Source organism: Winogradskyella litorisediminis, assembly GCF_042675765.1.
Lineage (GTDB): Bacteria > Bacteroidota > Bacteroidia > Flavobacteriales > Flavobacteriaceae > Winogradskyella > Winogradskyella litorisediminis.
Map to the genome: position 1 here is coordinate 1,447,756 of NZ_JBHTJL010000009.1, position 26,165 is coordinate 1,473,920.

Consider the following 26,165-nt stretch of genomic DNA (forward strand, 5'->3'; position numbering starts at 1 on the left):
ATGATAAATCCTATTATAACTTTATTTAAGTCAAAAATTTATACCGCATTAGCCTTATTACTTTTTGTATTAGGCGTTGGCGTTTTGGGTTACCGGTTTATGTCTGATTACACCTGGATAGATGCTTTTTACATGACGGTTATAACTGTTACCACCGTTGGCTATGGTGAAGTAAACCCTTTAGATACAAATGCTAAAATCTTTACTATATTTTTAATTCTTTCTAGTGTGGTGATTTTGGGTTACGCCATATCCATCATAACAGAATTTATTTTAAGTAAAAATAATTTTGAAGACATAAAACAACGAAAAATGCAAAACAGAATCGATAAATTATCAAATCATATTATCATTTGTGGTTATGGTCGTAACGGAAAGCAAGCAGCAAAAAAATTACTGACCTATAAAAAGCCATTTGTAATTATTGAGCAAAGCAAAGACTTAATTGAAGCTAGCCAAGATGAAGGTGTTGATTTTGTACATGGCAATGCAAATGAGGACAAGGTATTAATTGAAGCAGGCGTAAAGAGAGCCAATTCATTAATTTGTGCATTGCCAGATGATGCAGATAATTTATTTGTGGTTTTATCTGCCCGTCAAATAAACAAGGATTTAAAAATTATTTCTAGAGCCTCGCAAGAAACATCTTATAACAAATTAAAACTTGCAGGAGCAAACAATGTTATTTTACCAGATAGAATTGGTGGTGACCACATGGCGTCTTTGGTTGTTGTTCCAGATTTAATAGAGTTTGTAGACAATTTATCATACGTAGGTGCTAAAAACGTAAACATTGAAGAAGTAGCCGTAGAAAAGCTATACGATGCATCTAAAGAGTGTACAATAATAGATTTAGATTTAAGGCAAAAAACAGGTTGTACAGTAATAGGTTTTAAAAATCCTGATGGCGAATATATCGTTAATCCTGAGGCACATATTAAGCTTGTCAAGGGTTCAAAAATAATTGTACTAGGTCGACCAGAGCAAATTGAAAAATTAAATTCTCAATACGATATTGCATAATTTGCAACTACTTTTAACGTGTCAAGCTTTAAAATTTCGTTTTTTTTTAGCATCTTGTCGGCTACTTTAAAAAACTAACTAATAAAAAACTTATGAAGAAATATCTTCTAGCAATTTTTGCTTTAGCATTACCATTATTAAATTTTACTCAAGAGGCCGAAAAAGGCATTGATCAAATAATTGACGAAAAATTTGGTGCAGCAACAGGCTGGTTTGTTGAAGCTATATTTTATCAAATTCCGTTTTCTGATACTGTAAGTGTTTACTGGGTTTTGTTTCCTCTTATTTTGGGAGCTTTGTATTTTACCATTTATTTCAATTTTATAAACTTTAAAGGTTTTTTTACATCTGTAAATATTGTACGAGGCAAGTATGACGACTTAGATAAACCAGAAGATGAAGATTTATCAGTTGCTGGAGATTCTACTCCCGGTGGAGATGCTATTGAAACTATAAAAATTGAAAATCATGAAGGAGAAGTAAGTCACTTTCAAGCTTTAACTGCCGCTTTATCCGCTACCGTAGGTTTAGGAAATATTGCAGGAGTGGCAATTGCCGTTTCAATTGGTGGTGCAGGTGCAACATTTTGGATGATTATAGCTGGTTTCTTAGGAATGGCTTCAAAATTTGTAGAGTGTACACTTGGTGTAAAATATAGAGATATTGAAGCAGATGGTACCGTTTATGGTGGACCGATGTACTACTTAACCAAAGGATTAAAATCTAAAGGAATGGGCGGCTTAGGCAAAGTTCTTGCTGTTTTATTTGCAATATTTGTTATTGGAGGTTCATTTGGAGGTGGAAACATGTTCCAAGTTAATCAAGCTTTTCAATTAGTAGAAAATATTACTGGAGGAGAACAATCTTTTCTTCATGGTTATGGTTGGGCTTTTGGTTTAGTAATGGCGGTACTTGTAGGTATCGTAATTATTGGCGGAATTAAGAAAATTGCAAAAGTAACTGACAAAATTGTTCCTTTTATGGTGGCAATTTATGTAGCAGCTTCATTATTTGTCATCTTCGCTAAATACGACATGATTGGTAGCGCATTCGCTGCTATTTGGAATGGCGCATTCAGCCCAGAAGGTATTGCCGGTGGTGCAGTTGGTGTATTAATTCAAGGTTTTAGACGTGCCGCATTCTCTAACGAGGCAGGTATTGGTTCGGCATCTATAGCGCATTCCGCTGTAAAAACAAAATATGCAGCAAGTGAAGGTATGGTTGCACTTCTAGAGCCATTTATTGATACTGTAGTTGTTTGTACAATGACAGCATTAGTATTGATTATTACAGGATTTGTTGATCCATTAAATCCACCTGCTAATGATGCACAGGCTATCTTATTAACGTCAAGTGCGTTTGAATCTTCAATATCTTGGTTTCCTTATGTATTGACTGTAGCGGTTGTATTGTTTGCATTTAGTTCAATGATTTCATGGTCTTATTACGGTTTTCAAGGATGGTCTTATCTATTTGGACGGTCTAAGAAAACAGAGTACACCTATAAAGTGATTTTCTGTATTTTTGTTGTAATCGGAGCAGCTGCAAGTTTAGGTTCTGTAATCGGATTCTCTGATGCTATGGTATTTGCTATGATGGTGCCAAATATGGTTGGTTTAATTCTTCTAGCACCAAAAGTGAAGGAGGAATTAAAAAAATATATGGATGCCATAAAGGCAAGAAAGGCTTAACAAATTTTATCTTATATGAAATCCCACTTAAAGTTTTCTAAACAAAAACGAAGTGGGATTTTTTTGTTGATTCTATTGATAATTATTGCGCAGCTCATTTATCATTTTGTAGATTTTTCTGATGATGAAGTAGTAGCACCAAATCAAGAAGAACTAAATGTTTATAGGCAAGAAGTAGATTCGCTTCGTAAAGTAGCCATCGAGGCGAGACAGCCAAAAATATTTCCTTTCAATCCAAATTTTATAACCGATTACAAAGGTTATTCTTTAGGAATGTCTAATGAAGAAATTGATAGATTACATCAATTTAGAGAAAAAAATCAATGGATAAATTCTTCCAAGCAATTTCAAACGGTTACAAAAGTTTCAGACTCTTTGTTTGTTGAAATTTCGCCGTATTTTAAATTTCCAGATTGGGTAACAAATCCAAAACCGAAAAACTATTCAAAAAATTCTTTTCAAAATTCGAACACACCAAAAACATACGCACAGAAGATTGACTTGAATGTTGCCACAACAACAGAACTCAGAAAAGTTTATGGGGTTGGCGAAAAACTTTCTTCAAATATAATTAAGTATCGTGAAAAAAATGGTGGTTTTATTTCTGAAGCAGAACTTTCTGAAATTTGGGGTTTATCACCCGAAGTGATAGAGCGTATCTCAAATCAATTTACGGTAAAAACACCTCGAAAGATTATAACTTTTAATTTAAATAAAGCTACACGTGATGAGTTAGTAACTATTCCACATATAGATTACGAAATAGCAAATAATATAATTGAAGAAAGAACACTTCGAGAAGGATTCAAAAATATTGAGGATTTAACAAAAGTTGAACAATTCCCAAGCAAAAAATTACAGATTATTAGATTATATTTGTTTCTGTAATAAAATTGCTAAAAAATGTCAAAATTATATTTTACAGAAGAACACGATTTATTCCGCGAAAGCTTACGCGATTTTCTTAAAAAAGAAGTTGTTCCGCATATTGAAAAATGGGAAGAAACTGGACAAATTGAACGCTTCATTTGGAAGAAATTTGGCGATATGGGTTATTTCGGTTTAGCAACTCCAGAAGCTTATGGCGGATTAGATTTAGATTTATTTTACACGGTAATTTTATTAGAAGAAATGCAACGCATTAATTCTGGTGGATTTTCTGCAGCCATTTGGGCACATGCCTATTTAGCAATGACCCATCTTAATAAAGAAGGCAATCACGAACAAAAAGAGAAATACCTAACACCAAGCGCACTTGGTGATAAAATAGGATGCTTGTGCATTACAGAACCTTTTGGCGGAAGTGATGTTGCCGGTATGCGCACAACAGCTGTAAAAAAGGGAGACACGTATGTTATAAATGGTTCAAAAACATTCATTACAAACGGTGTTTATAGTGATTATTTAATTGTTGCCGCTAAAACAAAACCCGAATTAGGTAATAAAGGAATTAGCATTTTTGTAATGGATAGAGATACTAAAGGTATTTCTGCTACTAAACTAGATAAGTTGGGTTGGCGTGCTTCAGATACTGGAGAAATAGCATTTGATAATGTCGAAATTCCTGCAGAAAATTTAATGGGAGAAGAAAATCAGGGTTTTCCATACATTATGCAGCATTTTGCTTTAGAACGATTAATTATGGGCATTAACGCTCATGCTAGAGCAGAATATGCTTTAGAATATGCTAAGCAATACATGTCTGAAAGAACTGCTTTCGGAAGAACAATAGATAAATTTCAGGCTTTAAGACATACTTATGCAGATTGCGAAACACAAATGGAAATCTGCAAACAATTTAACTATTATGTAGCAAAACGTTTAGATATGGGTGACTACGTCGTTAAAGAAGCAACCATGTCAAAGCTTCAATCTACAAAAATGGCTGATGATGTAATTTATCAGTGCCTTCAGTTTTTAGGCGGTTATGGTTACATGGAAGAATATCCGTTAGCACGTATGTCTCGCGATAGCCGTTTAGGACCAATTGGTGGTGGCACAAGTGAGATTTTACGTGAAATTATCGCTAAAATGGTAATTGACGATAAAGATTATAAGCCAGCAACATAAAATAATTTGATTAGTTTTGGAGTTCTATTAAAACTAAATTTCGATTTTTGAGTAAAACGGAATGGATTTTGTCATGACGTCAATAGAAATACAAATAATCAACTTATAATGAATTTTAATTCTTTTAAATTTCTATGCGCTTTTGCGCTACTTTTTTCAGCATTTATTTCATTTTCTCAAACTGAAATAAAAGGAAAACTTATCGATGCCGATTTAGAGTTTCCTGTTGAAAATGCAAGCATTTACATTCAGAATACTACCATTGGTACAATTAGTAATTCCGATGGTCGTTTTGCTTTAAATGTTCCGAATGCAAATCTCAGAGATACACTTGTCATTTCATCTATTGGATACAAAAGTTTTAAGGTACCAGTTAATGAATTCGACGGTTCTAATGATATTCTTTTATACGAAGACATAGCCACATTAGATGAAATTGTTATTGTTGCTGATCCAAGACCTACCACTGGAAATGGAATCGTGCAAAAAGCTATAGAAAAGTTACCTGAAACTTTGCCAGATTCGTCTTATCTACAACGTGGTTTTTTACGTCATCGAGAAAAAAATAGCTTAGAATTTAAATGGCTTATAGAAAGTGCAATAACTGTTTACGATTCTGGTTATGGAAGCAAAAGCACAGAGCATTTAAAGGTTAATGTAGATGAAATGCGAAAGAGTTATGATTTGCGAGACGTTGATAGTATTTTTTCATACGTCTCTTATAGAAATCGTAATAAGGGTCGTGAGAGATTAAAAGCTGAAGATATTCGCCGAAATGATGTTACAAAAGCTCAATTGGTAAAAGCTATTAAATGGAATGATACGCGCGTTAACGGACTTCAAAATATATTTCAAGGAAAGTTAAATATGTTTCGAAATGTGCAAGATGAAAAAGCACTTTTTGGAGAAAATATGTTGAAAACACATCAGTTTGAATTGGATACGGTTCTGGTTGATGATGGACGTAAAATCTATAAAATCAAAATTGATGAAAGTGTAGATTTTGTTAATCTTGAAACTAAGGGTATCTACAACGATGGCTATAAGGCTCAAGGTTGGTTGTATATTTATTACGATAATTACGCCATTAAAAAAGTGGAGTATGAGTTAGTCGCAGCATCACCCCAACAGAAAAGTAGAAGTAAGCGTTTGTTTGGGACACAAACCAATCATAAGTTAGTCATTAATTACAATGAGTATAATGATAAAATGTACCCAAATTATATTTATTACGAAACGCCTAAGTTGGTAAATGTAGGTTTAAAGACGGATAGAAAAGTATCGCAAAAAGAAATCGATAGATATAATAGAGAAGAACGCTATTATTCCACAGTACAAGAAATTCTATTTTCCGAAATTATTTTAGATAGAGAAATTATAAGAGCCGAATTAGAAAATAAGCCTTGGGATATGGATATTTTTCAAACCAAACCATATAACAAGGATTTCTGGAAAAATTACAATGTCCTTCTAGAAAGTGAAGAAGATGAGCAGTTGATAGATGATTTGTCGCAAAGAGCATCGTTATATAAAGATTAATATCAGGTTAGATATTTAAACTAAATCCCATTCATTTTAATGTTTGGGATTTTTTTTATGTTTTAAAATTTCATTCTGAAAAAATAAAACCTATTTTTAAGTTTATAACCTTTTATAATGCTTCAAGAAAGATTTTTCGATTATTTACTGCTAGAAAAAAATTATTCTAAGCATACAGTAACTGCCTATAAAAATGATTTAAAGAGTTTTCAAGAGTTCTTAAATTCTAATCACGACCAAGCTTCAATTAAAGATGTTTCATATAGCTTAATAAGACAATGGATAGTTGAATTGGTTAATAGTGGAATTTCAAACCGAAGCATTAACAGGAAAGTATCATCATTAAATACCTTTTATAAATTTTTAATTAAGATAAAAGAAATTTCTTCGAACCCGCTTAAGCTTCATAAAGCATTAAAAACAGAAAAAAAGGTTCAAGTTCCATTTTCACAAAAAGAACTTCAAGTGGTTTTAGAAAATTTAAATGATGTTAATGACTTCAAAAGTGCTAGAGACAAACTTATTGTAGAAATGTTTTACGCTACAGGTATACGTCGTATAGAATTGGTGAATATTAAGGTTTCAGATATAGACGTTAATAGCAGTATGCTTAAAGTTTTAGGAAAGCGAAATAAAGAACGGTTCATTCCTTTAATACCTTCAGTTATAAAATCCCTTAAAGTCTACTATACGTACCGAAATGAACTTCCAAAAATCTTAGATGTTGAAAATTTGTTTCTTACAGAAAAAGGAGTAAAAGTCTATGAAACACTTGTTTATAGAGTAATAAATAAGTATTTTAGTAAAGTTTCTTCTAAACTAAAATGTAGTCCTCACGTGCTTCGGCATTCGTTTGCTACACATTTACTTAATGAAGGAGCAGATATAAATTCGGTAAAAGAATTACTAGGACATGCTAGCCTTGCAGCCACACAGGTTTACACACATAATAGTATTGCCGAACTAAAAAAAGTGCATGCTAAAGCACACCCAAGAAATAACAACTAACTAAAAAAGTAAGCTCATGAACGTAAACACACAATCTATCAATTTCGTAGCAGATATTAAATTGAAAAACTTTATTGAAAAGCGTTTTGAAAAATTGAATCAGTTTTATGACAAAATAATTCAAACAGACGTTTACTTAAAAGTTGAGAATACGAGTAATAAAGAAAATAAAATATTTGAGGCTAAGCTTAGCGTACCAGGAGATACATTTGTCGTTAAGAAGCAATCAAAGTCTTTTGAGGAAGGCGCAGACCTTGTAGCCTCTTCGTTAGAAAGGCAACTAAAACGACGCAAGGAGAAACTACGTTCACATTCTTAATTAAAATTTTTTCAAAAATGTTTTGAAAAAAAAAATAAAGCATTACATTTGCAGTCCGTTAGAAATAGCGGACTTTTTTATGGTTAAATTTTAACCTTAAAAAGAAGTAAAAAGCCGATGTAGCTCAGCTGGCTAGAGCAGCTGATTTGTAATCAGCAGGTCGTGGGTTCGAGTCCCTCCATCGGCTCTTTTTTTCGATAGAAAAAAATGTTCTTTTAAAAGAATTGAAAATCAATTTTAATGTTGTATTTTTGCAGCCTTAAAAATTGATGATTGGGGAGATACTCAAGCGGCCAACGAGGACAGACTGTAACTCTGTTGTTTTTAACTTCGCAGGTTCGAATCCTGCTCTCCCCACAATAAAAACCAGATAAGTAGTTGTTGAAGCTTAGCTTTTAATCGACTAATTTTTCAGGTTTTTAGTGAAGGGTTTCCTTTCGCGGATAACTTAGCTAAGCGCGGTAATCCATCTAAATTATGAAAATACCTTCAGTTAGTAAAATAACTGTAAACAATTGCGAGAGTAGCTCAGTTGGTAGAGCGTCAGCCTTCCAAGCTGAATGTCGCCGGTTCGAACCCGGTCTCTCGCTCAAGAGAAAGTATTCCTGTGAAAGCAGGGATACTACCTTGTTTTATAAAAGGTAATAAAGATAAATCTTTATGCCGGTGTAGCTCAGGGGTAGAGCGTTTCCTTGGTAAGGAAGAGGTCACGAGTTCAAATCTCGTCATTGGCTCTTTTTTTTAAGTATAAAATTGAACACTAATATAAATTAAGATTAAAATAAATTAAACATGGCAAAGGCAACTTTCGATCGTTCAAAACCACACCTTAACATAGGTACTATTGGACACGTAGATCACGGTAAAACAACTTTAACTGCTGCTATTACTAAAGTATTAGCTGATGCAGGTTTATCAGAAGCAAAAGACTTCGATCAAATTGATAACGCTCCAGAAGAAAAGGAGAGAGGTATCACAATTAATACATCTCACGTAGAGTATGCAACTGCTAATCGTCACTACGCCCACGTTGACTGTCCAGGTCACGCGGATTACGTAAAGAACATGGTTACTGGTGCTGCGCAAATGGACGGTGCTATCTTAGTTGTTGCTGCAACTGATGGTCCAATGCCACAAACTCGTGAGCATATCCTTTTAGGACGTCAAGTAGGTATTCCTCGTATCGTTGTATTCATGAACAAAGTGGATATGGTTGATGATGAAGAGCTATTAGAATTAGTTGAAATGGAAATTAGAGATTTATTATCATTTTACGAATACGATGGTGATAATGGTCCTGTTATTGCTGGTTCTGCTTTAGGATCACTTAATGGTGAGCAAAAGTGGGTTGACACAGTAATGGAATTAATGGAAGCTGTTGATAACTGGATTGAAGAGCCTGTACGTGATATGGACAAGCCTTTCTTAATGCCAATCGAAGATGTATTCTCTATTACAGGTCGTGGTACTGTTGCAACTGGTCGTATCGAGACTGGTGTAGCTAACACTGGAGATCCTGTTGAGATTATCGGTATGGGTGCGGAGAAATTAAACTCTACAATTACTGGTATTGAAATGTTCCGTCAAATATTAGATAGAGGTGAAGCTGGAGATAACGCTGGTATTCTTTTAAGAGGTATTGAGAAAACTCAAATCTCTAGAGGAATGGTAATCGTTAAACCGGGTTCAGTAACTCCACATACGAAATTTAAAGCTGAGGTTTATATCCTTAAGAAAGAAGAAGGTGGTCGTCACACACCATTCCACAACAATTACCGTCCACAGTTCTACGTTCGTACAACTGACGTAACTGGAAACATTGCGCTTCCTGATGGAGTTGAAATGGTTATGCCTGGTGATAACTTAACAATTACTGTTGATTTAATTCAGCCAATTGCAATGAATGTAGGTTTACGTTTCGCAATCCGTGAAGGTGGACGTACTGTTGGAGCTGGTCAGGTAACTGAAATTTTAGACTAATACAAATCTAAATATATCTTAAGGTGTCCCGTTTTTTTCGGGATACCTTGATTTATGTTTACGGGTTTAGCGCATCCCATGTGTTTTGTGATGTATAGCAAACTCTAATAAACGGGTTTAGCTCAGTTGGTAGAGCACTGGTCTCCAAAACCAGGTGTCGGGAGTTCGAGTCTCTCAACCCGTGCAATAATAAATAAATCAAATGGCAGGATTAATAACATACGTAAAAGAATCTTTCGGAGAGCTAAAGAATAATGTAACGTGGACACCTTGGTCAGAAGCGCAAAGGCTAACAGTTGTTGTAGCGGTTTTCTCCATATTATTTTCATTAGCTATTTGGGGAATTGATACTGTTTTTAGTCGATTGATTAAATATTATTTTGGAATAATTAATTAAACAACACATCAATTACATGTCTGAAAAGAACACAAATAAAAAATGGTATGTTGTTAGGGCTGTCAGTGGCCAAGAAAACAAAATTAAAACTTACATTGAGAATGAAATCTCTAGATTAGGTTTAGGTGATTTTGTTGACCAGGTTTTAGTGCCTACTGAAAAAGTTATTCAAATCCGTAACGGAAAAAAAGTAAATAAAGAACGTACTTATTTTCCTGGTTACATTATGATAAAGGCCAATTTAAGTGGAGAAGTTCCTCATATTATTAAATCAATTACAAACGTTATTGGTTTTTTAGGAGAAACTAAAGGTGGTGAACCAGTTCCTTTAAGGCAATCTGAAGTTAACCGTATGTTAGGTAAAGTGGATGAATTGTCTTTAGAAGCTGATTCAAATGTTGCGATACCATTTACTATCGGTGAAACTGTAAAAGTTATTGATGGACCATTTAATGGATTTGATGGTACTATTGAAAAAATAAATGAAGAAAAGCGTAAGCTTGAAGTAATGGTAAAGATTTTTGGAAGAAAAACACCATTAGAATTAAGTTATATGCAAGTAGAAAAAGTTTAATAATTGTTACACTATATCGCGATTGTTTTTTAAGCTTCAATTTTTAATAAAAACATCGCACAATATTAAAATCAAAAATGGCAAAAGAACTAGACAAAGTAGTTAAATTACAAGTTCGGGGAGGCGCAGCGAATCCATCGCCGCCGGTTGGACCCGCTTTAGGTGCCGCTGGAGTTAATATCATGGAGTTCTGTAAGCAATTTAATGCTAGAACCCAAGATAGACCAGGTAAAGTTTTACCTGTGGTAATTTCTGTTTACAAAGACAAATCTTTTGAATTCGTAATCAAAACTCCACCAGCAGCAGTACAATTATTAGAAGCGGCCAAATTAAAAAAAGGTTCAGGAGAGCCTAACCGACGAAAAGTAGCAAAAGTAACTTGGGACCAAATTAAAACTATTGCTGAAGACAAAATGGTAGATTTAAATGCATTTACTATAGACTCAGCAATGAAAATGGTTGCAGGTACAGCAAGATCGATGGGTATCACTGTTAAAGGTGGTGAAGCACCAAATTAAAATTTTTAAAATGGCAAGATTAACAAAAAAGCAAAAAGAAGCTAGAGCTAAAGTTGACAAAAATAAACTTTACTCAGTAGAAGAAGCTTCAGCTTTACTAAAAGAAATTACATATACTAAGTTTGATGCTTCTGTAGATTTAGCCGTAAGATTAGGCGTAGATCCACGAAAAGCAAATCAAATGGTTCGTGGTGTGGTTTCATTACCGCATGGTACAGGTAAAGATATGAAGGTTCTTGCATTAGTAACTCCAGATAAAGAAGACGAAGCTAAAGCAGCAGGTGCAGATTATGTTGGGTTAGATGAATACTTACAAAAAATTAAAGATGGTTGGACAGATGTTGACGTAATCGTTACAATGCCAAGTATTATGGGTAAGTTAGGACCACTAGGTAGAGTATTAGGCCCAAGAGGTTTAATGCCAAACCCTAAGACAGGAACAGTAACTATGGATGTAGCCAAAGCGGTTAGTGAAGTAAAAGCTGGTAAAATTGATTTTAAAGTAGATAAAACAGGTATTGTTCACGCACCAATTGGTAAAGCATCATTTAGTGTAGACAAACTTGTTGGAAATGCAAACGAATTACTTACAACTTTAATGAAGCTAAAACCAACAGCTTCTAAAGGTACTTATGTAAAAAGTATTTACATGTCAAGTACTATGAGTCCAAGTATTTCAATTGAAACAAAAATAGGATAGTAGTTAAACTTATAATATTATGACAAGAGAAGAAAAATCCCTAGTAATTGATGAGTTAACTACTCAGTTAGCAGAAAATACAAATATATATTTAACAGATATATCTGGATTAAATGCTGTAGATACTTCAAACTTACGTAGAGCATGTTTTAAAGCAAATGTTCAGTTAGCAGTTGTAAAAAATACATTATTAGAAAAAGCAATGGAAGCTTCAGACAAAGAGTTTGGAGATTTACCATCAACGCTTAAAGGCAATACCTCTGTAATGTATTCTGAAACTGGTAATGGTCCAGCTAAAGTAATTAAAGCTTTCCGTAAAAAGTCAGAAAAGCCTCTTTTAAAAGGCGCTTTTATTGAAGAGTCAATTTACATTGGAGACGACCAATTAGATGCCTTAGTGGATATCAAGTCTAGAGAAGAATTGATTGGAGAGATTGTTGGATTATTACAATCTCCTGCTAAAAATGTTATTTCTGCGCTTAAATCAAGCGGTGGAACTATTGCAGGTATCTTAAAAACATTATCTGAAAAAGAAGGATAATTAACAATTACGCACTTAAAAATTAAAATAAAAACACACTTACAAAAACGATAGAAAAATGGCAGATTTAAAAGATTTCGCAGAACAATTAGTTAATTTAACTGTAAAAGAGGTTAATGAATTAGCTGATATTTTAAAAGAAGAATACGGTATTGAGCCTGCTGCTGCTGCAGTAGCTGTTGCTGCTGGTGGCGCTGCTGCTGGTGGAGACGCTGCAGAAGAGCAAACTGAATTTGACGTAATCCTTAAAGCAGCTGGTGGTTCTAAACTAGCAGTTGTAAAATTAGTTAAAGAATTAACTGGTTTAGGATTAAAAGAAGCTAAAGGTCTAGTTGACGATGCACCAAGCCCAATTAAAGAAGGCGTTTCAAAAGACGAAGCTGAAGCTTTAAAAGCACAGTTAGAAGAAGCTGGTGCTGAGGTTGAGCTTAAGTAAGCTTACTTAATACCTACAAGACAAGGTTTAGGTTTATCCCGCTAAAAAAGCGGGATAATGCCTAGACCATTTTGTGTATATAAATATTATGTACACTTTTTACATTATTTTTAATCAAAAACGCGTTCATCGATGTTAGCAAAACAAGCTGAAAGATTAAATTTCTCCTCGATTGTAAATAGAACTGAATACCCAGATTTTTTGGATATTCAGATAAAATCCTTTCAGGATTTTTTCCAATTAGAGACAAAATCTGATCAAAGAGGTAATGAAGGGCTTTACAATACCTTCATGGAGAACTTTCCAATTACCGACACAAGAAACCAATTCGTATTAGAATTCTTGGATTATTTTATTGATCCACCAAGATATTCAATCGAAGAATGTATAGAAAGAGGACTAACATACAGTGTGCCACTTAAAGCACGTTTGAAATTGTATTGTACAGATCCTGAACACGAGGACTTCGAGACTATTGTTCAAGATGTATACTTAGGAACAATTCCTTACATGACACCTAGCGGTACCTTCTGTATAAATGGAGCAGAAAGAGTTGTTGTGTCTCAGCTGCATAGATCACCTGGTGTATTCTTTAGCCAGTCGTTTCATGCAAATGGTACTAAATTATATTCAGCAAGAGTAATTCCTTTTAAAGGATCTTGGATAGAATTTGCTACTGATATTAATAGCGTTATGTACGCTTATATTGATAGAAAGAAAAAACTTCCTGTTACTACTCTCTTTAGAGCTATTGGTTTTGAAAGAGATAAAGATATTTTGGAGATATTTGACCTCGCGGAAGAGGTAAAAGTTTCTAAATCTGGTTTAAAGAAGGTTATCGGTCGCAAACTTGCTGCACGTGTACTAAATACATGGCATGAAGATTTCGTTGATGAAGATACTGGTGAAGTTGTATCAATTGAGCGTAACGAGATTGTTTTAGACCGTGATACAATCGTTGATAAAGAAAATATTGAAGAAATCCTTGAAGCTGGTGTAAAAACTATTCTACTTCATAAAGAAAGTGGACAACAAGGAGATTATGCAATCATCCATAATACATTACAAAAAGATCCAACAAATTCTGAAAAAGAAGCTGTTGAACATATCTATCGTCAACTACGTAATGCTGAGCCGCCAGATGAGGAAACAGCTCGTGGTATTATAGATAAATTATTTTTCTCTGATCAACGTTACTCTTTAGGTGAAGTTGGTCGTTATAGAATGAATAAAAAACTTGGTTTAGATATCGGTATGGATAAGCAAGTGCTTACTAAAGTTGATATCATAACCATCATAAAATATTTAATTGAGCTTATAAACTCTAAAGCAGAGATTGATGATATTGATCACTTATCTAACCGTCGTGTACGTACAGTTGGTGAGCAGTTATCATCTCAGTTTGGTGTTGGTTTAGCACGTATGGCACGTACTATCCGTGAGCGTATGAATGTTCGTGATAACGAAGTATTTACTCCTATTGACTTAATTAACGCGAAGACATTATCTTCAGTAATTAATTCATTCTTTGGTACAAACCAGTTATCTCAGTTTATGGACCAAACCAATCCATTAGCAGAGATTACTCACAAGCGTCGTTTATCAGCTCTTGGACCTGGAGGTTTATCTAGGGAAAGAGCAGGGTTTGAGGTTCGAGATGTTCACTATACACATTATGGGCGTTTATGTCCTATTGAAACACCAGAAGGACCAAACATTGGTTTGATTTCTTCATTATCTGTATTCGCTAAAGTGAATCCAATGGGATTCATTGAAACGCCATACCGAAAAGTAGAAAATGGTGTTGTAGATATTAAAAATGAGCCAACATATTTGAGTGCCGAAGAGGAAGAGAATATGTTAATAGCACAAGCTACAATTGAAGTTGATAAAAAAGGAAAAATTCTTCCAGAGAAAATTATTTCTCGTCAAGAAGGTGATTTCCCAGTAATTGATCCTTCAAATGTAAATTACACAGATGTTGCTCCAAACCAAATTGCATCGATTTCTGCATCTTTAATTCCATTCTTGGAACACGATGATGCCAACCGTGCATTAATGGGGTCTAACATGATGCGTCAAGCCGTTCCTTTATTACGTCCTGAAGCCCCAATCGTTGGTACTGGTTTAGAGCGTCAAGTGGCATCAGATTCTAGAGTATTAATCAACGCTGAAGGCGCTGGTACTGTAGAATATGTAGATGCAGAAAAAATTACCATTAAATACGAACGTACTGAAGAAGAAGCTATGGTAAGCTTTGATAGCGATACCAAAACCTATCCTTTAGTTAAATTCAGAAAAACCAATCAAGGAACTTCTATCAACTTAAAGCCAATTGTAGAAAAAGGTGATAAAGTTGAAAAAGGACAAGTACTTTGTGAAGGTTACGCTACCCAAAAAGGAGAATTGGCACTTGGTCGAAATATGAAAGTGGCATTTATGCCATGGAAAGGTTACAACTTCGAGGATGCTATTGTGATTTCTGAGAAAGTAGTTCGTGATGATATATTTACTTCTATTCATATTGATGAATATTCATTAGAAGTTAGAGACACCAAATTAGGTAACGAAGAATTAACTAATGATATTCCTAACGTTTCTGAAGAAGCTACAAAAGATTTGGATGAAAATGGAATGATTCGCGTAGGTGCTGAAATTAAACCAGGAGATATTTTAATAGGTAAAATTACGCCAAAAGGTGAATCTGATCCTACTCCAGAAGAAAAGCTTTTACGTGCAATTTTTGGAGATAAGGCTGGAGATGTAAAAGATGCTTCTCTAAAAGCATCGCCATCTTTAAATGGTGTTGTAATTGACAAGAAGTTATTTGCAAGAGCAATTAAAGATAAACGAAAAAGAGCGCAAGACAAAGAAGATATTGAAAAGTTAGAAGATGCTTACGATAAGCGATTTGATGACCTTCAAAATATTTTAGTTGAAAAGTTATTTGCAATTGTTAACGGAAAAACTGCTCAAGGTATTTATAACGATTTAGGAGAAGAAATTATTCCTAAAGGAAAAAAATACACTTTGAAAATGTTAAACGCTGTAGATGATTATGCACATTTAACTTCAGGAAGATGGACTACAGATGATGCTACAAACGAAATGGTAGCAGACTTGATTCACAACTATAAAATCAAAGAAAACGATCTTCAAGGATCTTTACGTCGTGAGAAATTTACAATATCTGTTGGTGACGAATTACCAGCTGGTATTATTAAATTAGCTAAGGTTTACATTGCAAAAAAACGTAAACTTAAAGTTGGTGATAAAATGGCAGGTCGTCACGGTAACAAAGGTATTGTTGCTCGTATCGTTCGTCAAGAAGATATGCCTTTCTTAGAAGATGGAACTCCTGTAGATATCGTGTTAAATCCACTTGGTGTACCATCTCGTATGAACATTGGTCAGATTTATGAAACGGTACTTGGTTGGGCAGGTCAAAAATTAGGTCGCACATATGCAACTCCAATTTTTGATGGTGCAACTTTAGATCAAATCAATGGATTTACAGATGAAGCTGGTGTACCACGTTTTGGTCATACATATTTATATGATGGTGGAACTGGTGACCGCTTCGATCAACCTGCAACAGTAGGTGTTATCTATATGATTAAGTTAGGTCACATGATTGACGATAAAATGCACGCACGTTCAATTGGTCCTTACTCATTAATTACGCAACAGCCATTAGGTGGTAAAGCCCAATTTGGTGGTCAGCGTTTTGGTGAGATGGAAGTTTGGGCACTTGAAGCATACGGTGCATCAAGTACACTACGTGAAATCTTAACCGTAAAATCGGATGACGTAATTGGTAGAGCAAAAACTTACGAAGCTATCGTAAAAGGTGAGCCAATGCCAGAGCCAGGACTACCTGAATCTTTCAACGTACTTATGCACGAATTGAAAGGATTAGGATTAGATATTAGATTAGAAGAATAAATTTACAGTTATCAGTCTCAGTTTACAGTGTGTAAATACTGAAAACTGTGACTGCTACTGAATACTATAAAGACATGGCAAGAAGACAAGATAAGAATACAGTACAGAAGTTTAATAAAATTTCTATTGGTTTAGCATCACCAGAGTCTGTTTTAGCAGCATCCCGTGGTGAGGTATTAAAGCCAGAAACTATAAATTATCGTACACACAAACCAGAACGTGATGGTTTGTTTTGTGAGCGTATTTTTGGTCCCGTAAAGGATTTTGAGTGTGCTTGTGGAAAATATAAAAGAATTCGCTACAAGGGTATTGTTTGTGACCGTTGTGGTGTAGAAGTAACAGAAAAGAAAGTACGTAGAGATAGAGTAGGACACATCAATTTAGTTGTGCCAGTAGCTCATATTTGGTATTTCCGTTCGTTACCAAACAAAATTGGGTATTTACTAGGTTTACCTTCTAAGAAATTAGATATGATTATTTACTACGAACGTTACGTGGTAATTCAACCTGGTATTGCAATGAATGCTGAAGGAGAACCATTGCAAAAAATGGACTTCTTAACTGAGGAAGAATATCTTAATATTTTAGATAGTATTCCACAGGAAAATCAGTATCTAGACGATACAGACCCAAATAAATTTATCGCAAAAATGGGTGCAGAATGTTTAATAGACATTTTAGCACGTATTGACTTAGACCAGTTGTCTTACGATTTACGTCACAAGGCAAATAACGAAACTTCTAAGCAGCGTAAAACTGAAGCTTTAAAACGTCTTCAAGTTGTTGAAGCTTTTAGAGACTCAAATTTAAACAGAGAAAACAGACCTGAGTGGATGATTATGAAGGCTGTTCCTGTAATTCCACCAGAATTAAGACCTTTAGTGCCTTTAGATGGTGGTCGTTTTGCAACCTCAGATTTAAATGATTTATACCGTCGTGTAATTATCCGTAATAATCGTCTAAAAAGATTAGTTGAGATAAAAGCACCAGAGGTTATTCTACGTAATGAGAAGCGTATGCTTCAAGAGTCAGTAGATTCTTTATTCGATAATACACGTAAGTCTTCTGCGGTTAAAACAGATTCTAATAGACCATTAAAGTCACTTTCAGATTCATTAAAAGGAAAACAAGGACGTTTCCGTCAAAACTTATTGGGTAAGCGTGTTGATTATTCTGCACGTTCGGTAATTGTTGTAGGACCAGAATTAAAATTATTTGAATGTGGTCTTCCAAAAAACATGGCAGCCGAGCTTTATAAGCCGTTCATCATTCGTAAGTTAATCGAAAGAGGAATTGTAAAAACAGTAAAATCTGCTAAGAAAATTATAGATAGAAAAGAGCCTGTAGTTTGGGATATTTTAGAGAATGTTTTAAAAGGACATCCAGTTCTTCTAAACCGTGCTCCTACATTACACAGGCTTGGTATTCAGGCATTTCAGCCTAAACTTATCGAAGGTAAAGCAATACAGTTACACCCATTAGTGTGTACAGCATTTAATGCTGATTTCGATGGTGACCAAATGGCGGTGCATTTGCCATTAGGACCAGAGGCTATTTTAGAAGCACAACTATTAATGCTGGCTTCGCATAATATTTTGAATCCAGCTAACGGTTCGCCAGTAACAGTACCTTCTCAAGATATGGTACTTGGTTTATATTACATGACCAAGCACAGAAAAACAGATAAGGATTACACTGTTAAGGGTGAAGGTTTAACATTCTATTCTCCAGATGAAGTAACAATTGCTTACAATGAGAAGAAAGTTGACTTAAATGCTGGTATTAAAGTCCGTACTCAAGATTTTAACGAGGAAGGAGAGCTAACAACTCAAATTATCGAAACAACTGTTGGTCGTGTATTATTCAACGAAAAAGTACCGGCTGCAGCAGGATATATTAATGAGGTATTAACTAAAAAGTCTTTAAGAGATATCATACATGGAATTCTTAAAAAGACTAGTGTGCCAGAAACGGCTGCATTCCTTGATGAAATTAAAACTTTAGGATACAAATTTGCCTTCCAAGGTGGTTTATCTTTCAGTTTAGGTGATATCATTATTCCACAAGAAAAACACGGAATGATTGATGAGGCTAATAAAAAGGTAGATGGTATTATGGGTAACTATAATATGGGTCTTATTACTAATAACGAACGTTACAACCAAGTTATTGATATATGGACATCTACTAACGCAGAGTTAACTGAACTATCTATGAAGCGTATTCGTGAAGATCAGCAAGGATTTAACTCGGTATTTATGATGCTAGACTCCGGAGCTCGTGGATCTAAAGAGCAGATTCGTCAGTTAACAGGTATGCGTGGATTAATGGCAAAGCCTAAAAAATCTAATGCAGGTGGTGGAGAAATTATTGAAAACCCAATTCTTTCTAACTTTAAAGAAGGACTTTCAATTTTAGAATACTTTATCTCAACTCACGGTGCACGTAAAGGTCTTGCGGATACGGCTCTTAAAACGGCCGATGCGGGTTACTTAACACGTCGTTTGGTAGATGTATCGCAAGATGTAATTGTTTACGAAGAAGATTGTGGTACTCTGAGAGGTATTGAGGTTTCTGCATTGAAAAAGAATGAAGAAATTATTGAGAAATTAGAAGCAAGAATTGTTGGACGTACATCTGTGAATGATGTTTACAATCCATTAACGCAAGAGCTTTTAGTTTCTGCAAACGAGCATATCGATGACGTTATTGCTAAGAAAATTGGTGACTCTCCTGTAGAATCTATCGAAGTACGTTCGCCATTGACTTGTGAAGCTAAAAAAGGTATTTGTGTTAAATGTTATGGACGAAACCTAGCAACTGGTAAAATGGTACAACGAGGAGAAGCTGTAGGTGTAGTAGCCGCACAATCTATCGGTGAACCAGGAACACAGTTAACGTTACGTACATTCCACGTAGGTGGTATTGCAGGTAACATCTCTGAAGAGAATAAGTTAGTTGCTAAGTTTGATGGAATTGCTGAAATCGAAGATCTTAAAACTGTTAAAAGTAAAGACAATGAAGGCAATGAAGTTGATGTTGTTATATCTCGTACTTCAGAATTGAAGTTAACAGATGCTAAAACAGGTATTGTTTTAAGTACAAACAACATTCCTTATGGTTCTCACATATTTGTTAAGCCAGGTGACAAAATTAAAAAAGGTACCGTAGTCTGTCAATGGGATCCATATAATGGTGTAATTATTTCGGAATTTGCTGGTAAGGTGAAGTACGAAAACATCGAACAAGGTGTTACATATCAAGTTGAAATTGATGAGCAAACAGGTTTCCAAGAGAAAGTAATTTCAGAATCTAGAAACAAGAAGTTAATTCCAACATTACTGATTGAAGATAAAAAGGGTGAAACTATTCGTTCTTACAATTTGCCGGTAGGTGCACACATAATGATTGACGATGGCGATAAAATTGACATCGGTAAAATTTTAGTGAAGATTCCTCGTAAGTCTGCAAAAGCAGGTGATATTACAGGTGGTCTTCCACGTGTAACAGAGTTATTCGAAGCACGTAATCCATCTAACCCAGCTGTGGTAACAGAGATTGATGGTGTTGTTTCTTTTGGTAAAATTAAGCGTGGTAACCGCGAAATTATAATTGAGTCTAAATTAGGCGAGGTTAAGAAATACCTTGTAAAGTTATCTAATCAAATTCTTGTACAAGAAAACGATTATGTAAAAGCAGGTATGCCATTATCAGACGGTTCTATTACACCTAATGATATCTTAAACATCAAAGGACCTTCAGCGGTACAGCAGTACTTAGTAAACGAAGTACAAGAAGTTTATCGTTTGCAAGGTGTAAAGATTAACGATAAGCATTTCGAAGTTGTTGTAAGACAAATGATGCGTAAAGTTAGAATCATTGATTCTGGTGATACAATTTTCTTAGAAAACCAATTAGTCCATAAATCAGATTTCATCGAAGAAAATGATAAAATTTTCGGAATGAAAGTGGTCGAAGATGCTGGTGAATCTGAGAATTTAAAATCAGGTCAAATTGTAACAACACGTCAGTTAAGAGACGAAAATTCAATCCTTAGGAGAGAAGATAAAGCTTTAGTAACAGCTCGTGATGCGAGTCCAGCTACGGCTACACCAATCCTACAAGGTATTACAAGAGCATCTCTGCAGACTAAGTCATTTATTTCAGCAGCATCGTTCCAAGAGACAACAAAAGTACTCAACGAAGCCGCTGTAAATGGTAAAGTTGATGCTTTAGAAGGTCTTAAAGAGAATGTAATTGTAGGTCATAGAATTCCTGCCGGTACAGGTGTTAGAGATTACGAAAATATTATCGTAGGTTCTAAGTCGGAGTTTGATGAAATGATGAAGCATAAAGAGGAAATGAACTACAATTAGTAGTAGCAACTCTTATCTCAAGATAATGAGAATATAGTTTTAAAAGCCTTCATACAATCTAGTTTGAAGGCTTTTTAAATAAAAAATAATTAAATAGAAAATACATAATATTATGTCAGATAATAAAAAACAACAAAAACAAGGACAAATTAATATTGAATTAGATGAGCAAGTAGCCCAAGGTACTTACTCTAACCTAGCAATAATAAACCACTCGGTATCGGAGTTTGTAATAGATTTTGTTAACATTATGCCTGGAACCCCAAAAAGTAAAGTTAAATCACGAATTATTTTAACGCCGCAACATGCAAAGCGACTTGTAAAAGCTTTAAACGAAAATGTGAAACGGTTTGAGCAAGCACATGGAACTATTAAAGATTACGAGCAACCACAAGTTCCAATTAATTTTGGGCCAACTGGGCAAGCGTAATTTCAATAAAAAAATAATTTTAACTAACAAATCCTTCGAAAAGAAGGATTTGTTAGTTATTGATACATTGAATTAAACCATATTTTACTATAATTATTTCCTATCGAAAATTGATTATTTTCAGTTTAATTAAGCCTATAATAAAAAGTGTTAATATATTTTTATTGAAAAATAATTAAACGCTCTTAAATCGCTTAAAAATAAGTTTTACCTCATTTTTAGGAATTTTAATCAAATTCAGAGGTGTAATGAAATTTAATATTTGGATATTTTTGTTCAGTCATTTGTAAAGTAAACATAGAATCTGCTAAAAATACCAATTGTCCACTTTTATCTTTGGCCAAAAAACGTTGTTTTACGCGCTTAAAATCTTTAAATTCTTCACTTTTTGAATCTTCGGGGTCAACCCAGCATGCTTTGTGTACATTTAGATTTTCGTATGTACATTTAGCACCATACTCATGTTCTAATCGGTACTGAATTACTTCATACTGTAGGGCACCAACTGTGCCTATAACTTTACGTCCATTAAGTTCTAAAGTAAATAATTGCGCAACACCTTCATCCATAAGTTGGTCAATGCCCTTATATAACTGTTTAGACTTCATTGGATCAGCATTATTGATATACCTAAAATGTTCAGGAGAAAAGCTCGGTACACCTTTATAATTTAGGATTTCTCCTTCGGTAAGTGTATCTCCAATTTTAAAATTGCCACTATCTTGCAGCCCAACAATATCACCAGGATATGATATGTCAACAATCTCTTTTTTTTCTGCAAAAAACGCATTTGGACTAGAGAATTTCATTTTCTTTCCATTGCGCACATGCAAATATGGGTTATTACGATGAAACTCACCTGATACGATTTTAACAAAAGCTAAACGATTACGATGATTTGGATCCATATTTGCATGAATTTTAAATACAAATCCTGAGAAATCTTTTTCTTCTGGCTTTACCAATCGTTCTTCACTTTGTTTTGGTCTAGGTTTTGGTGCAATTTCCACAAAACAATCTAGTAGTTCTCTTACTCCAAAATTATTCAAGGCGGAGCCAAAAAACATAGGTTGTTGAGTGCCTTTTAAGTAATCTTCTTTATTAAATTTTGGATAAATACCACTAACTAATTCAATATTTTCTCGTAATTCATTTGCATGTTTTTCACCTATCAATGTATCTAATTCGGGTGAAGATAAATCATTAATCTCTATCGTATCTTCAATGTCTTTCTTAGGGTCTCCAGTAAAAAGATTTACATTCTTTTCCCAAATATTATAAATACCCTTAAAATCATATCCCATACCTATTGGAAAACTTAATGGGCAAACCGTTAGGCCTAGTTTTTGCTCGACTTCATCTAGTAAATCAAACGCATCTTTACCTTCTCGGTCTAATTTATTTATAAAAACAAGCATCGGGATGTTACGCATACGGCAAACTTCCACCAATTTTTCCGTTTGTTCTTCAACACCTTTTGCCACATCAATTACAACGATAACGCTATCGACAGCGGTTAAGGTTCTAAAAGTGTCCTCTGCAAAATCTTTATGCCCAGGCGTATCTAGTATGTTTATCTTTATACCATTGTATTCAAAAGCTAAAACAGATGTTGCTACAGAAATTCCTCGTTGGCGCTCTATCTCCATAAAGTCACTCGTAGCGCCTTTTTTTATTTTATTACTTTTAACAGCACCTGCTTCTTGTATGGCACCACCAAATAAAAGGAGCTTTTCGGTAAGCGTTGTTTTACCAGCATCTGGATGGGAAATAATACCAAAGGTTCGGCGTCTTTGTATTTCTGATAAGAAACTCATTAAGTCTAAATTTTAGTGACACAAAAATATTGTTTTAACTGTAAACTGATACATTTTTTTTAGTTTATACTTTAAACAAAACTACCTATAACGCAATATGATAAAAAGATAAAGATTTATTGTAAGTAAAAAGAGCATTGTATTTAAACGACAATATGCGTGTTTTATCGATTAAAAAAAGAATAGAATAATTCCTACAATAATTTAATTTTTTTTTTCATTAAATTTCGATTGTTAAATTTTGTTAAATAGATTCGGTCGTCTTATAACATATTATGTTTAACTAATAGCTATTAATATTGATTCATTTCAACAGATTTTTTGGATTTAAAACGGTATTTCATCAAAACTCTTTCTTTGTTTTGTTAGCATTTAATTACACTTATTTTAAATATTCAAAATCCAAAATACTCACATCCTATTATAATTTTATCTCTTCAATAATATGAAAATCTCTACCTGTTTCTTGTTTACAAAACCTATCGTTGCAATTAAATTATTTTTACTTACATTTTTTCTTAATTTTGGATTAGGCTCTTTAGAAGCTCAGGTGACATTAGATTTTAGAAATCCTACAATAGTTAACGGAGGAACAAATCTGGCGGTTGGAACGCAATACCGTTTTCAAAATGTAACGACAACACCAGATGGAATAGATGTTGACGCACTTGTTACAATTACAAATTCTCAAGCTGCAATATTAACTCAATTTGATGACCTTGCAGACCATATCGGTAATGGTTTGTCGAGTTTTGACCCAATAGTACAGATAAATGGTGGTACTATAGTAAACGGATCTGCCGATGGTGGCTTTGTAGAATTTTTGTTTGAGTTTGTTCTAAATTCTGATAACTCATTACCTATTTTCATAGAATTAGATGCATATTCATTAGATATTGATGGTAGTAATACAAACATTAGAGAATATGTAATTATAAGCGATTTTGGAGGTTATGTTTTAAATAATCCTTCAGAATTAAATTACTTACCGTCGGGAAGATTTGAGGCTTCAACAGATTTGGTTAATCCTGGCATAAATGCAAATTCTCAATTTCTTGCAAAAACGGAATATTCTTCATTATCTTCATTTACTTATAGGGCAGGTGTTTTAAGAGATTCAGGTACAAGTACCACGGCAAGACAGTTTGCACTCGCATTTGAGCCTATAACATTTACTAATCCAAACTCAGTAACTGTTATTGATGCTGTTAATGACGATTTTGTTTCATCAGGTTTAACAGAAGGAGTTGGTGGTGTAGCTGGTAATGTAATTGTAAATGATATAGTAAACGGTTCTCCAGCAGTTGCATCAAATGTGACTATAACTCTGGATGACGATGACGGATCTGGAGTAACTATAGATACTTCTGGAAATTTAAATGTACCAGCAGGTAGTCCTATTGGATCTTATTCAATTGTTTATACAATATGTACAGTAACAACACCACAAAATTGTGATACTGCTACTGCGACATTCGTAGTTCTACCTGACACAGATGGTGATGGTGTAAATAATTCAGTAGATTTAGACGATGATAATGATGGTATTTTAGATATAAATGAATTAGAATGTTCCTCAGGTTTTGTAGATTTAAATCAAGCCTTTACAAATAATGATACAGGAACAAACGGAGGTACCGCCACAGCCAGTTTAACAGATATTTATCCCTTTAGTCTTTCTAGTGGCGTAAGTCTTGATGCAACTTTTGAATTATTTGGTACAGCCGAATGGTCTGCTGGTGTGTATAGCGAGGCTGTTGCTGGAGTTTCTGGTGATTATATTGAAACACAACCAGATAATACAGATTTTCCAAACGGAGATGTTGCGGTTTACACCTATACATTTTCTCAACAAGTTTTTAATGTCAATTTTAAATTTGGTGGTTTAGATAACAGTGATAGAGTTGACTTTACAGCTTTAAATGGAGTCGAAATTGTACCTGTACAATTGTCAGACTTAAATCTTGGTGCTAATGTTACAATTACTGGACAAAGTGCTGTGAGTACTGCAGGTGGTGCAAATGCACCAAGCAATAGTATCGCAGTTTCAATTCAAGGACCTGTAACAGAAATTCAGTTGACTGTAGGAAAACAGAATGGTAATAGTGGTGATGTGACTATGCAATTTTACGAATTAGAATATTGCATTGCTAGGGATACAGACGGTGATAGCTTACCAAATCATTTAGATACAGATTCAGATAATGATGGTTGCCCGGATTCATTAGAATCTGGTGCTATAGATACAAATAGTGATGGTGTTATAGATGGTGATGGTTTTAATTCAGATGGTCAAGTAACAACAGGAGGTACAATTATAGCAGGTAGTTATAACGGTGTTACAGGAAATGAAGTAATAGCAGTTGGTTTAACAGTAAGTGATACTTCTATACCAACTACACTTTCATTAAATGATGGAGATAATTTTACTGTAATGTCAAATGCTGTTTCAGGACAGACTACTTCTTGGGATGGTGCACCAAACTTTTTACCAAATTATGGATTAGGATCTAATGTAACTACCGATTTGGTTTATTCATGGACTTATGATAATGGTCTCGGTGGAGGTCCTGTAGCAGTCACACCAACAGAATCAGGAGCCACCGGTCAAACATTTGATTTTGGAACTGTTACAGTTTCAAATTCAGGTATTTATGAGGTTATAATTACACATCCAGATAACGAATGTTTATCTCAGACGATATCTCTTAATTTATCTGTAAGTTTACCACCAGTAGCGGACAATGAAGTAGTCACAGGAGCAACGATAAACACGTTAGTACCAGTAGATGTATTAGATG

At 34.4% G+C, this 26,165-nt stretch carries 18 protein-coding genes, 5 tRNA genes and 1 pseudogene; 23 read left to right on the top strand and 1 reads right to left on the bottom strand.

Translation table 11 applies throughout. The features are described 5' to 3' along the window. The 22 genes from ACFQ1Q_RS08895 to ACFQ1Q_RS09000 all read left to right on the top strand — a co-directional run bounded on the left by ACFQ1Q_RS08895 (position 1) and on the right by ACFQ1Q_RS09000 (position 21,547). The gene (locus ACFQ1Q_RS08895; RefSeq protein WP_386130084.1) at positions 1-1,023 is read left to right on the top strand and encodes a potassium channel family protein; all 1,023 of its coding nucleotides are present in this window, start codon (positions 1-3) and stop codon (positions 1,021-1,023) included. Positions 1,024-1,115: 92 nt separating this feature from the next. Then, positions 1,116-2,714: an alanine/glycine:cation symporter family protein gene (locus ACFQ1Q_RS08900; protein WP_386130087.1), complete on the top strand. Its 1,599-nt coding sequence runs from the start codon at positions 1,116-1,118 to the stop codon at positions 2,712-2,714. A gap of 15 nt (positions 2,715-2,729) precedes the next feature. After that, positions 2,730-3,602, top strand: a complete 873-nt coding sequence (locus ACFQ1Q_RS08905) for a ComEA family DNA-binding protein (protein WP_386130089.1) — start codon at positions 2,730-2,732, stop codon at positions 3,600-3,602. A gap of 15 nt (positions 3,603-3,617) precedes the next feature. Next, the gene (locus tag ACFQ1Q_RS08910) at positions 3,618-4,784 is read left to right on the top strand and encodes an acyl-CoA dehydrogenase family protein (RefSeq protein ID WP_386130092.1); all 1,167 of its coding nucleotides are present in this window, start codon (positions 3,618-3,620) and stop codon (positions 4,782-4,784) included. Positions 4,785-4,892: 108 nt separating this feature from the next. Then, a complete protein-coding gene (locus ACFQ1Q_RS08915) occupies positions 4,893-6,323 on the top strand; it encodes a carboxypeptidase-like regulatory domain-containing protein (protein WP_386130094.1) in 1,431 nt (476 codons plus the stop codon). 117 nt (positions 6,324-6,440) lie between these two features. Further along, on the top strand, positions 6,441-7,331 hold the full coding sequence (locus ACFQ1Q_RS08920) for a tyrosine-type recombinase/integrase (protein ID WP_386130097.1): 891 nt from the start codon (positions 6,441-6,443) through the stop codon (positions 7,329-7,331). 16 nt (positions 7,332-7,347) lie between these two features. Then, positions 7,348-7,650, top strand: coding sequence for a ribosome hibernation-promoting factor, HPF/YfiA family (gene hpf / locus ACFQ1Q_RS08925; RefSeq protein WP_386130100.1), 303 nt, complete (start codon positions 7,348-7,350; stop codon positions 7,648-7,650). A 113-nt stretch (positions 7,651-7,763) separates the two neighbouring features. After that, positions 7,764-7,837, top strand: a tRNA-Thr gene (locus ACFQ1Q_RS08930). Between the two features lie 88 nt (positions 7,838-7,925). Continuing rightward, positions 7,926-8,007: transfer RNA gene (locus tag ACFQ1Q_RS08935), tRNA-Tyr, on the top strand. A gap of 160 nt (positions 8,008-8,167) precedes the next feature. After that, positions 8,168-8,240: transfer RNA gene (locus tag ACFQ1Q_RS08940), tRNA-Gly, on the top strand. A gap of 72 nt (positions 8,241-8,312) precedes the next feature. Next, a tRNA-Thr gene (locus ACFQ1Q_RS08945) sits at positions 8,313-8,384 on the top strand. Between the two features lie 58 nt (positions 8,385-8,442). After that, positions 8,443-9,630 carry an elongation factor Tu gene (gene tuf / locus ACFQ1Q_RS08950; RefSeq protein ID WP_386130103.1) on the top strand — a complete coding sequence of 396 codons (1,188 nt, stop codon included), beginning with the start codon at positions 8,443-8,445 and terminating at the stop codon, positions 9,628-9,630. A gap of 111 nt (positions 9,631-9,741) precedes the next feature. Further along, positions 9,742-9,814, top strand: a tRNA-Trp gene (locus ACFQ1Q_RS08955). An 18-nt stretch (positions 9,815-9,832) separates the two neighbouring features. After that, positions 9,833-10,027, top strand: a complete 195-nt coding sequence (gene secE / locus ACFQ1Q_RS08960) for a preprotein translocase subunit SecE (protein WP_386130105.1) — start codon at positions 9,833-9,835, stop codon at positions 10,025-10,027. Between the two features lie 16 nt (positions 10,028-10,043). After that, positions 10,044-10,601 (top strand): transcription termination/antitermination protein NusG, encoded by a 558-nt coding sequence (gene nusG, locus ACFQ1Q_RS08965; RefSeq protein WP_386130108.1) that lies wholly within the window; start codon positions 10,044-10,046, stop codon positions 10,599-10,601. A 77-nt stretch (positions 10,602-10,678) separates the two neighbouring features. Beyond that, the gene (rplK, locus tag ACFQ1Q_RS08970) at positions 10,679-11,119 is read left to right on the top strand and encodes a 50S ribosomal protein L11 (protein ID WP_386130110.1); all 441 of its coding nucleotides are present in this window, start codon (positions 10,679-10,681) and stop codon (positions 11,117-11,119) included. A gap of 10 nt (positions 11,120-11,129) precedes the next feature. Continuing rightward, positions 11,130-11,819: a 50S ribosomal protein L1 gene (gene rplA, locus ACFQ1Q_RS08975; RefSeq protein ID WP_386130113.1), complete on the top strand. Its 690-nt coding sequence runs from the start codon at positions 11,130-11,132 to the stop codon at positions 11,817-11,819. 19 nt (positions 11,820-11,838) lie between these two features. Beyond that, positions 11,839-12,360: a 50S ribosomal protein L10 gene (rplJ, locus tag ACFQ1Q_RS08980; RefSeq protein ID WP_386130115.1), complete on the top strand. Its 522-nt coding sequence runs from the start codon at positions 11,839-11,841 to the stop codon at positions 12,358-12,360. A 58-nt stretch (positions 12,361-12,418) separates the two neighbouring features. Beyond that, a complete protein-coding gene (rplL, locus tag ACFQ1Q_RS08985; RefSeq protein ID WP_386130118.1) occupies positions 12,419-12,796 on the top strand; it encodes a 50S ribosomal protein L7/L12 in 378 nt (125 codons plus the stop codon). A gap of 132 nt (positions 12,797-12,928) precedes the next feature. Continuing rightward, positions 12,929-16,741, top strand: a complete 3,813-nt coding sequence (gene rpoB / locus ACFQ1Q_RS08990) for a DNA-directed RNA polymerase subunit beta (RefSeq protein ID WP_386130121.1) — start codon at positions 12,929-12,931, stop codon at positions 16,739-16,741. 74 nt (positions 16,742-16,815) lie between these two features. Continuing rightward, complete coding sequence (gene rpoC / locus ACFQ1Q_RS08995; protein ID WP_386130124.1) at positions 16,816-21,117, top strand: DNA-directed RNA polymerase subunit beta'; 4,302 nt, start codon at positions 16,816-16,818, stop codon at positions 21,115-21,117. A 112-nt stretch (positions 21,118-21,229) separates the two neighbouring features. Next, positions 21,230-21,547, top strand: a complete 318-nt coding sequence (locus ACFQ1Q_RS09000) for a DUF3467 domain-containing protein (protein WP_386130127.1) — start codon at positions 21,230-21,232, stop codon at positions 21,545-21,547. 227 nt (positions 21,548-21,774) lie between these two features. Here the strand turns inward: ACFQ1Q_RS09000 and ACFQ1Q_RS09005 are convergent, their stop codons facing one another. Next, entirely contained in the window at positions 21,775-23,364 is a 1,590-nt protein-coding gene (locus ACFQ1Q_RS09005) for a peptide chain release factor 3 (RefSeq protein WP_386130130.1), read from the bottom strand. 445 nt (positions 23,365-23,809) lie between these two features. On the opposite strand from ACFQ1Q_RS09005, the pseudogene ACFQ1Q_RS09010 reads away from it, so the two are divergent. After that, a pseudogene (locus ACFQ1Q_RS09010) lies at positions 23,810-26,165 on the top strand (hypothetical protein); the annotation flags it as partial.

What these genes read in the sequence shown, in the direction of transcription:
- ACFQ1Q_RS08920 (WP_386130097.1), top strand. Translation starts at nt 6,441, where the DNA reads ATGCTTCAAGAAAGATTTTTCGATTATTTACTGCTAGAAAAAAATTAT.
- rpoC (WP_386130124.1), top strand. Translation starts at nt 16,816, where the DNA reads ATGGCAAGAAGACAAGATAAGAATACAGTACAGAAGTTTAATAAAATT.
- rplA (WP_386130113.1), top strand. Translation starts at nt 11,130, where the DNA reads ATGGCAAGATTAACAAAAAAGCAAAAAGAAGCTAGAGCTAAAGTTGAC.
- rpoB (WP_386130121.1), top strand. Translation starts at nt 12,929, where the DNA reads ATGTTAGCAAAACAAGCTGAAAGATTAAATTTCTCCTCGATTGTAAAT.
- nusG (WP_386130108.1), top strand. Translation starts at nt 10,044, where the DNA reads ATGTCTGAAAAGAACACAAATAAAAAATGGTATGTTGTTAGGGCTGTC.
- ACFQ1Q_RS08900 (WP_386130087.1), top strand. Translation starts at nt 1,116, where the DNA reads ATGAAGAAATATCTTCTAGCAATTTTTGCTTTAGCATTACCATTATTA.
- ACFQ1Q_RS09005 (WP_386130130.1), bottom strand. Translation starts at nt 23,364, where the DNA reads ATGAGTTTCTTATCAGAAATACAAAGACGCCGAACCTTTGGTATTATT.
- rplL (WP_386130118.1), top strand. Translation starts at nt 12,419, where the DNA reads ATGGCAGATTTAAAAGATTTCGCAGAACAATTAGTTAATTTAACTGTA.
- hpf (WP_386130100.1), top strand. Translation starts at nt 7,348, where the DNA reads ATGAACGTAAACACACAATCTATCAATTTCGTAGCAGATATTAAATTG.
- ACFQ1Q_RS09000 (WP_386130127.1), top strand. Translation starts at nt 21,230, where the DNA reads ATGTCAGATAATAAAAAACAACAAAAACAAGGACAAATTAATATTGAA.
- rplK (WP_386130110.1), top strand. Translation starts at nt 10,679, where the DNA reads ATGGCAAAAGAACTAGACAAAGTAGTTAAATTACAAGTTCGGGGAGGC.
- tuf (WP_386130103.1), top strand. Translation starts at nt 8,443, where the DNA reads ATGGCAAAGGCAACTTTCGATCGTTCAAAACCACACCTTAACATAGGT.
- ACFQ1Q_RS08905 (WP_386130089.1), top strand. Translation starts at nt 2,730, where the DNA reads ATGAAATCCCACTTAAAGTTTTCTAAACAAAAACGAAGTGGGATTTTT.
- ACFQ1Q_RS08915 (WP_386130094.1), top strand. Translation starts at nt 4,893, where the DNA reads ATGAATTTTAATTCTTTTAAATTTCTATGCGCTTTTGCGCTACTTTTT.
- secE (WP_386130105.1), top strand. Translation starts at nt 9,833, where the DNA reads ATGGCAGGATTAATAACATACGTAAAAGAATCTTTCGGAGAGCTAAAG.
- ACFQ1Q_RS08910 (WP_386130092.1), top strand. Translation starts at nt 3,618, where the DNA reads ATGTCAAAATTATATTTTACAGAAGAACACGATTTATTCCGCGAAAGC.
- ACFQ1Q_RS08895 (WP_386130084.1), top strand. Translation starts at nt 1, where the DNA reads ATGATAAATCCTATTATAACTTTATTTAAGTCAAAAATTTATACCGCA.
- rplJ (WP_386130115.1), top strand. Translation starts at nt 11,839, where the DNA reads ATGACAAGAGAAGAAAAATCCCTAGTAATTGATGAGTTAACTACTCAG.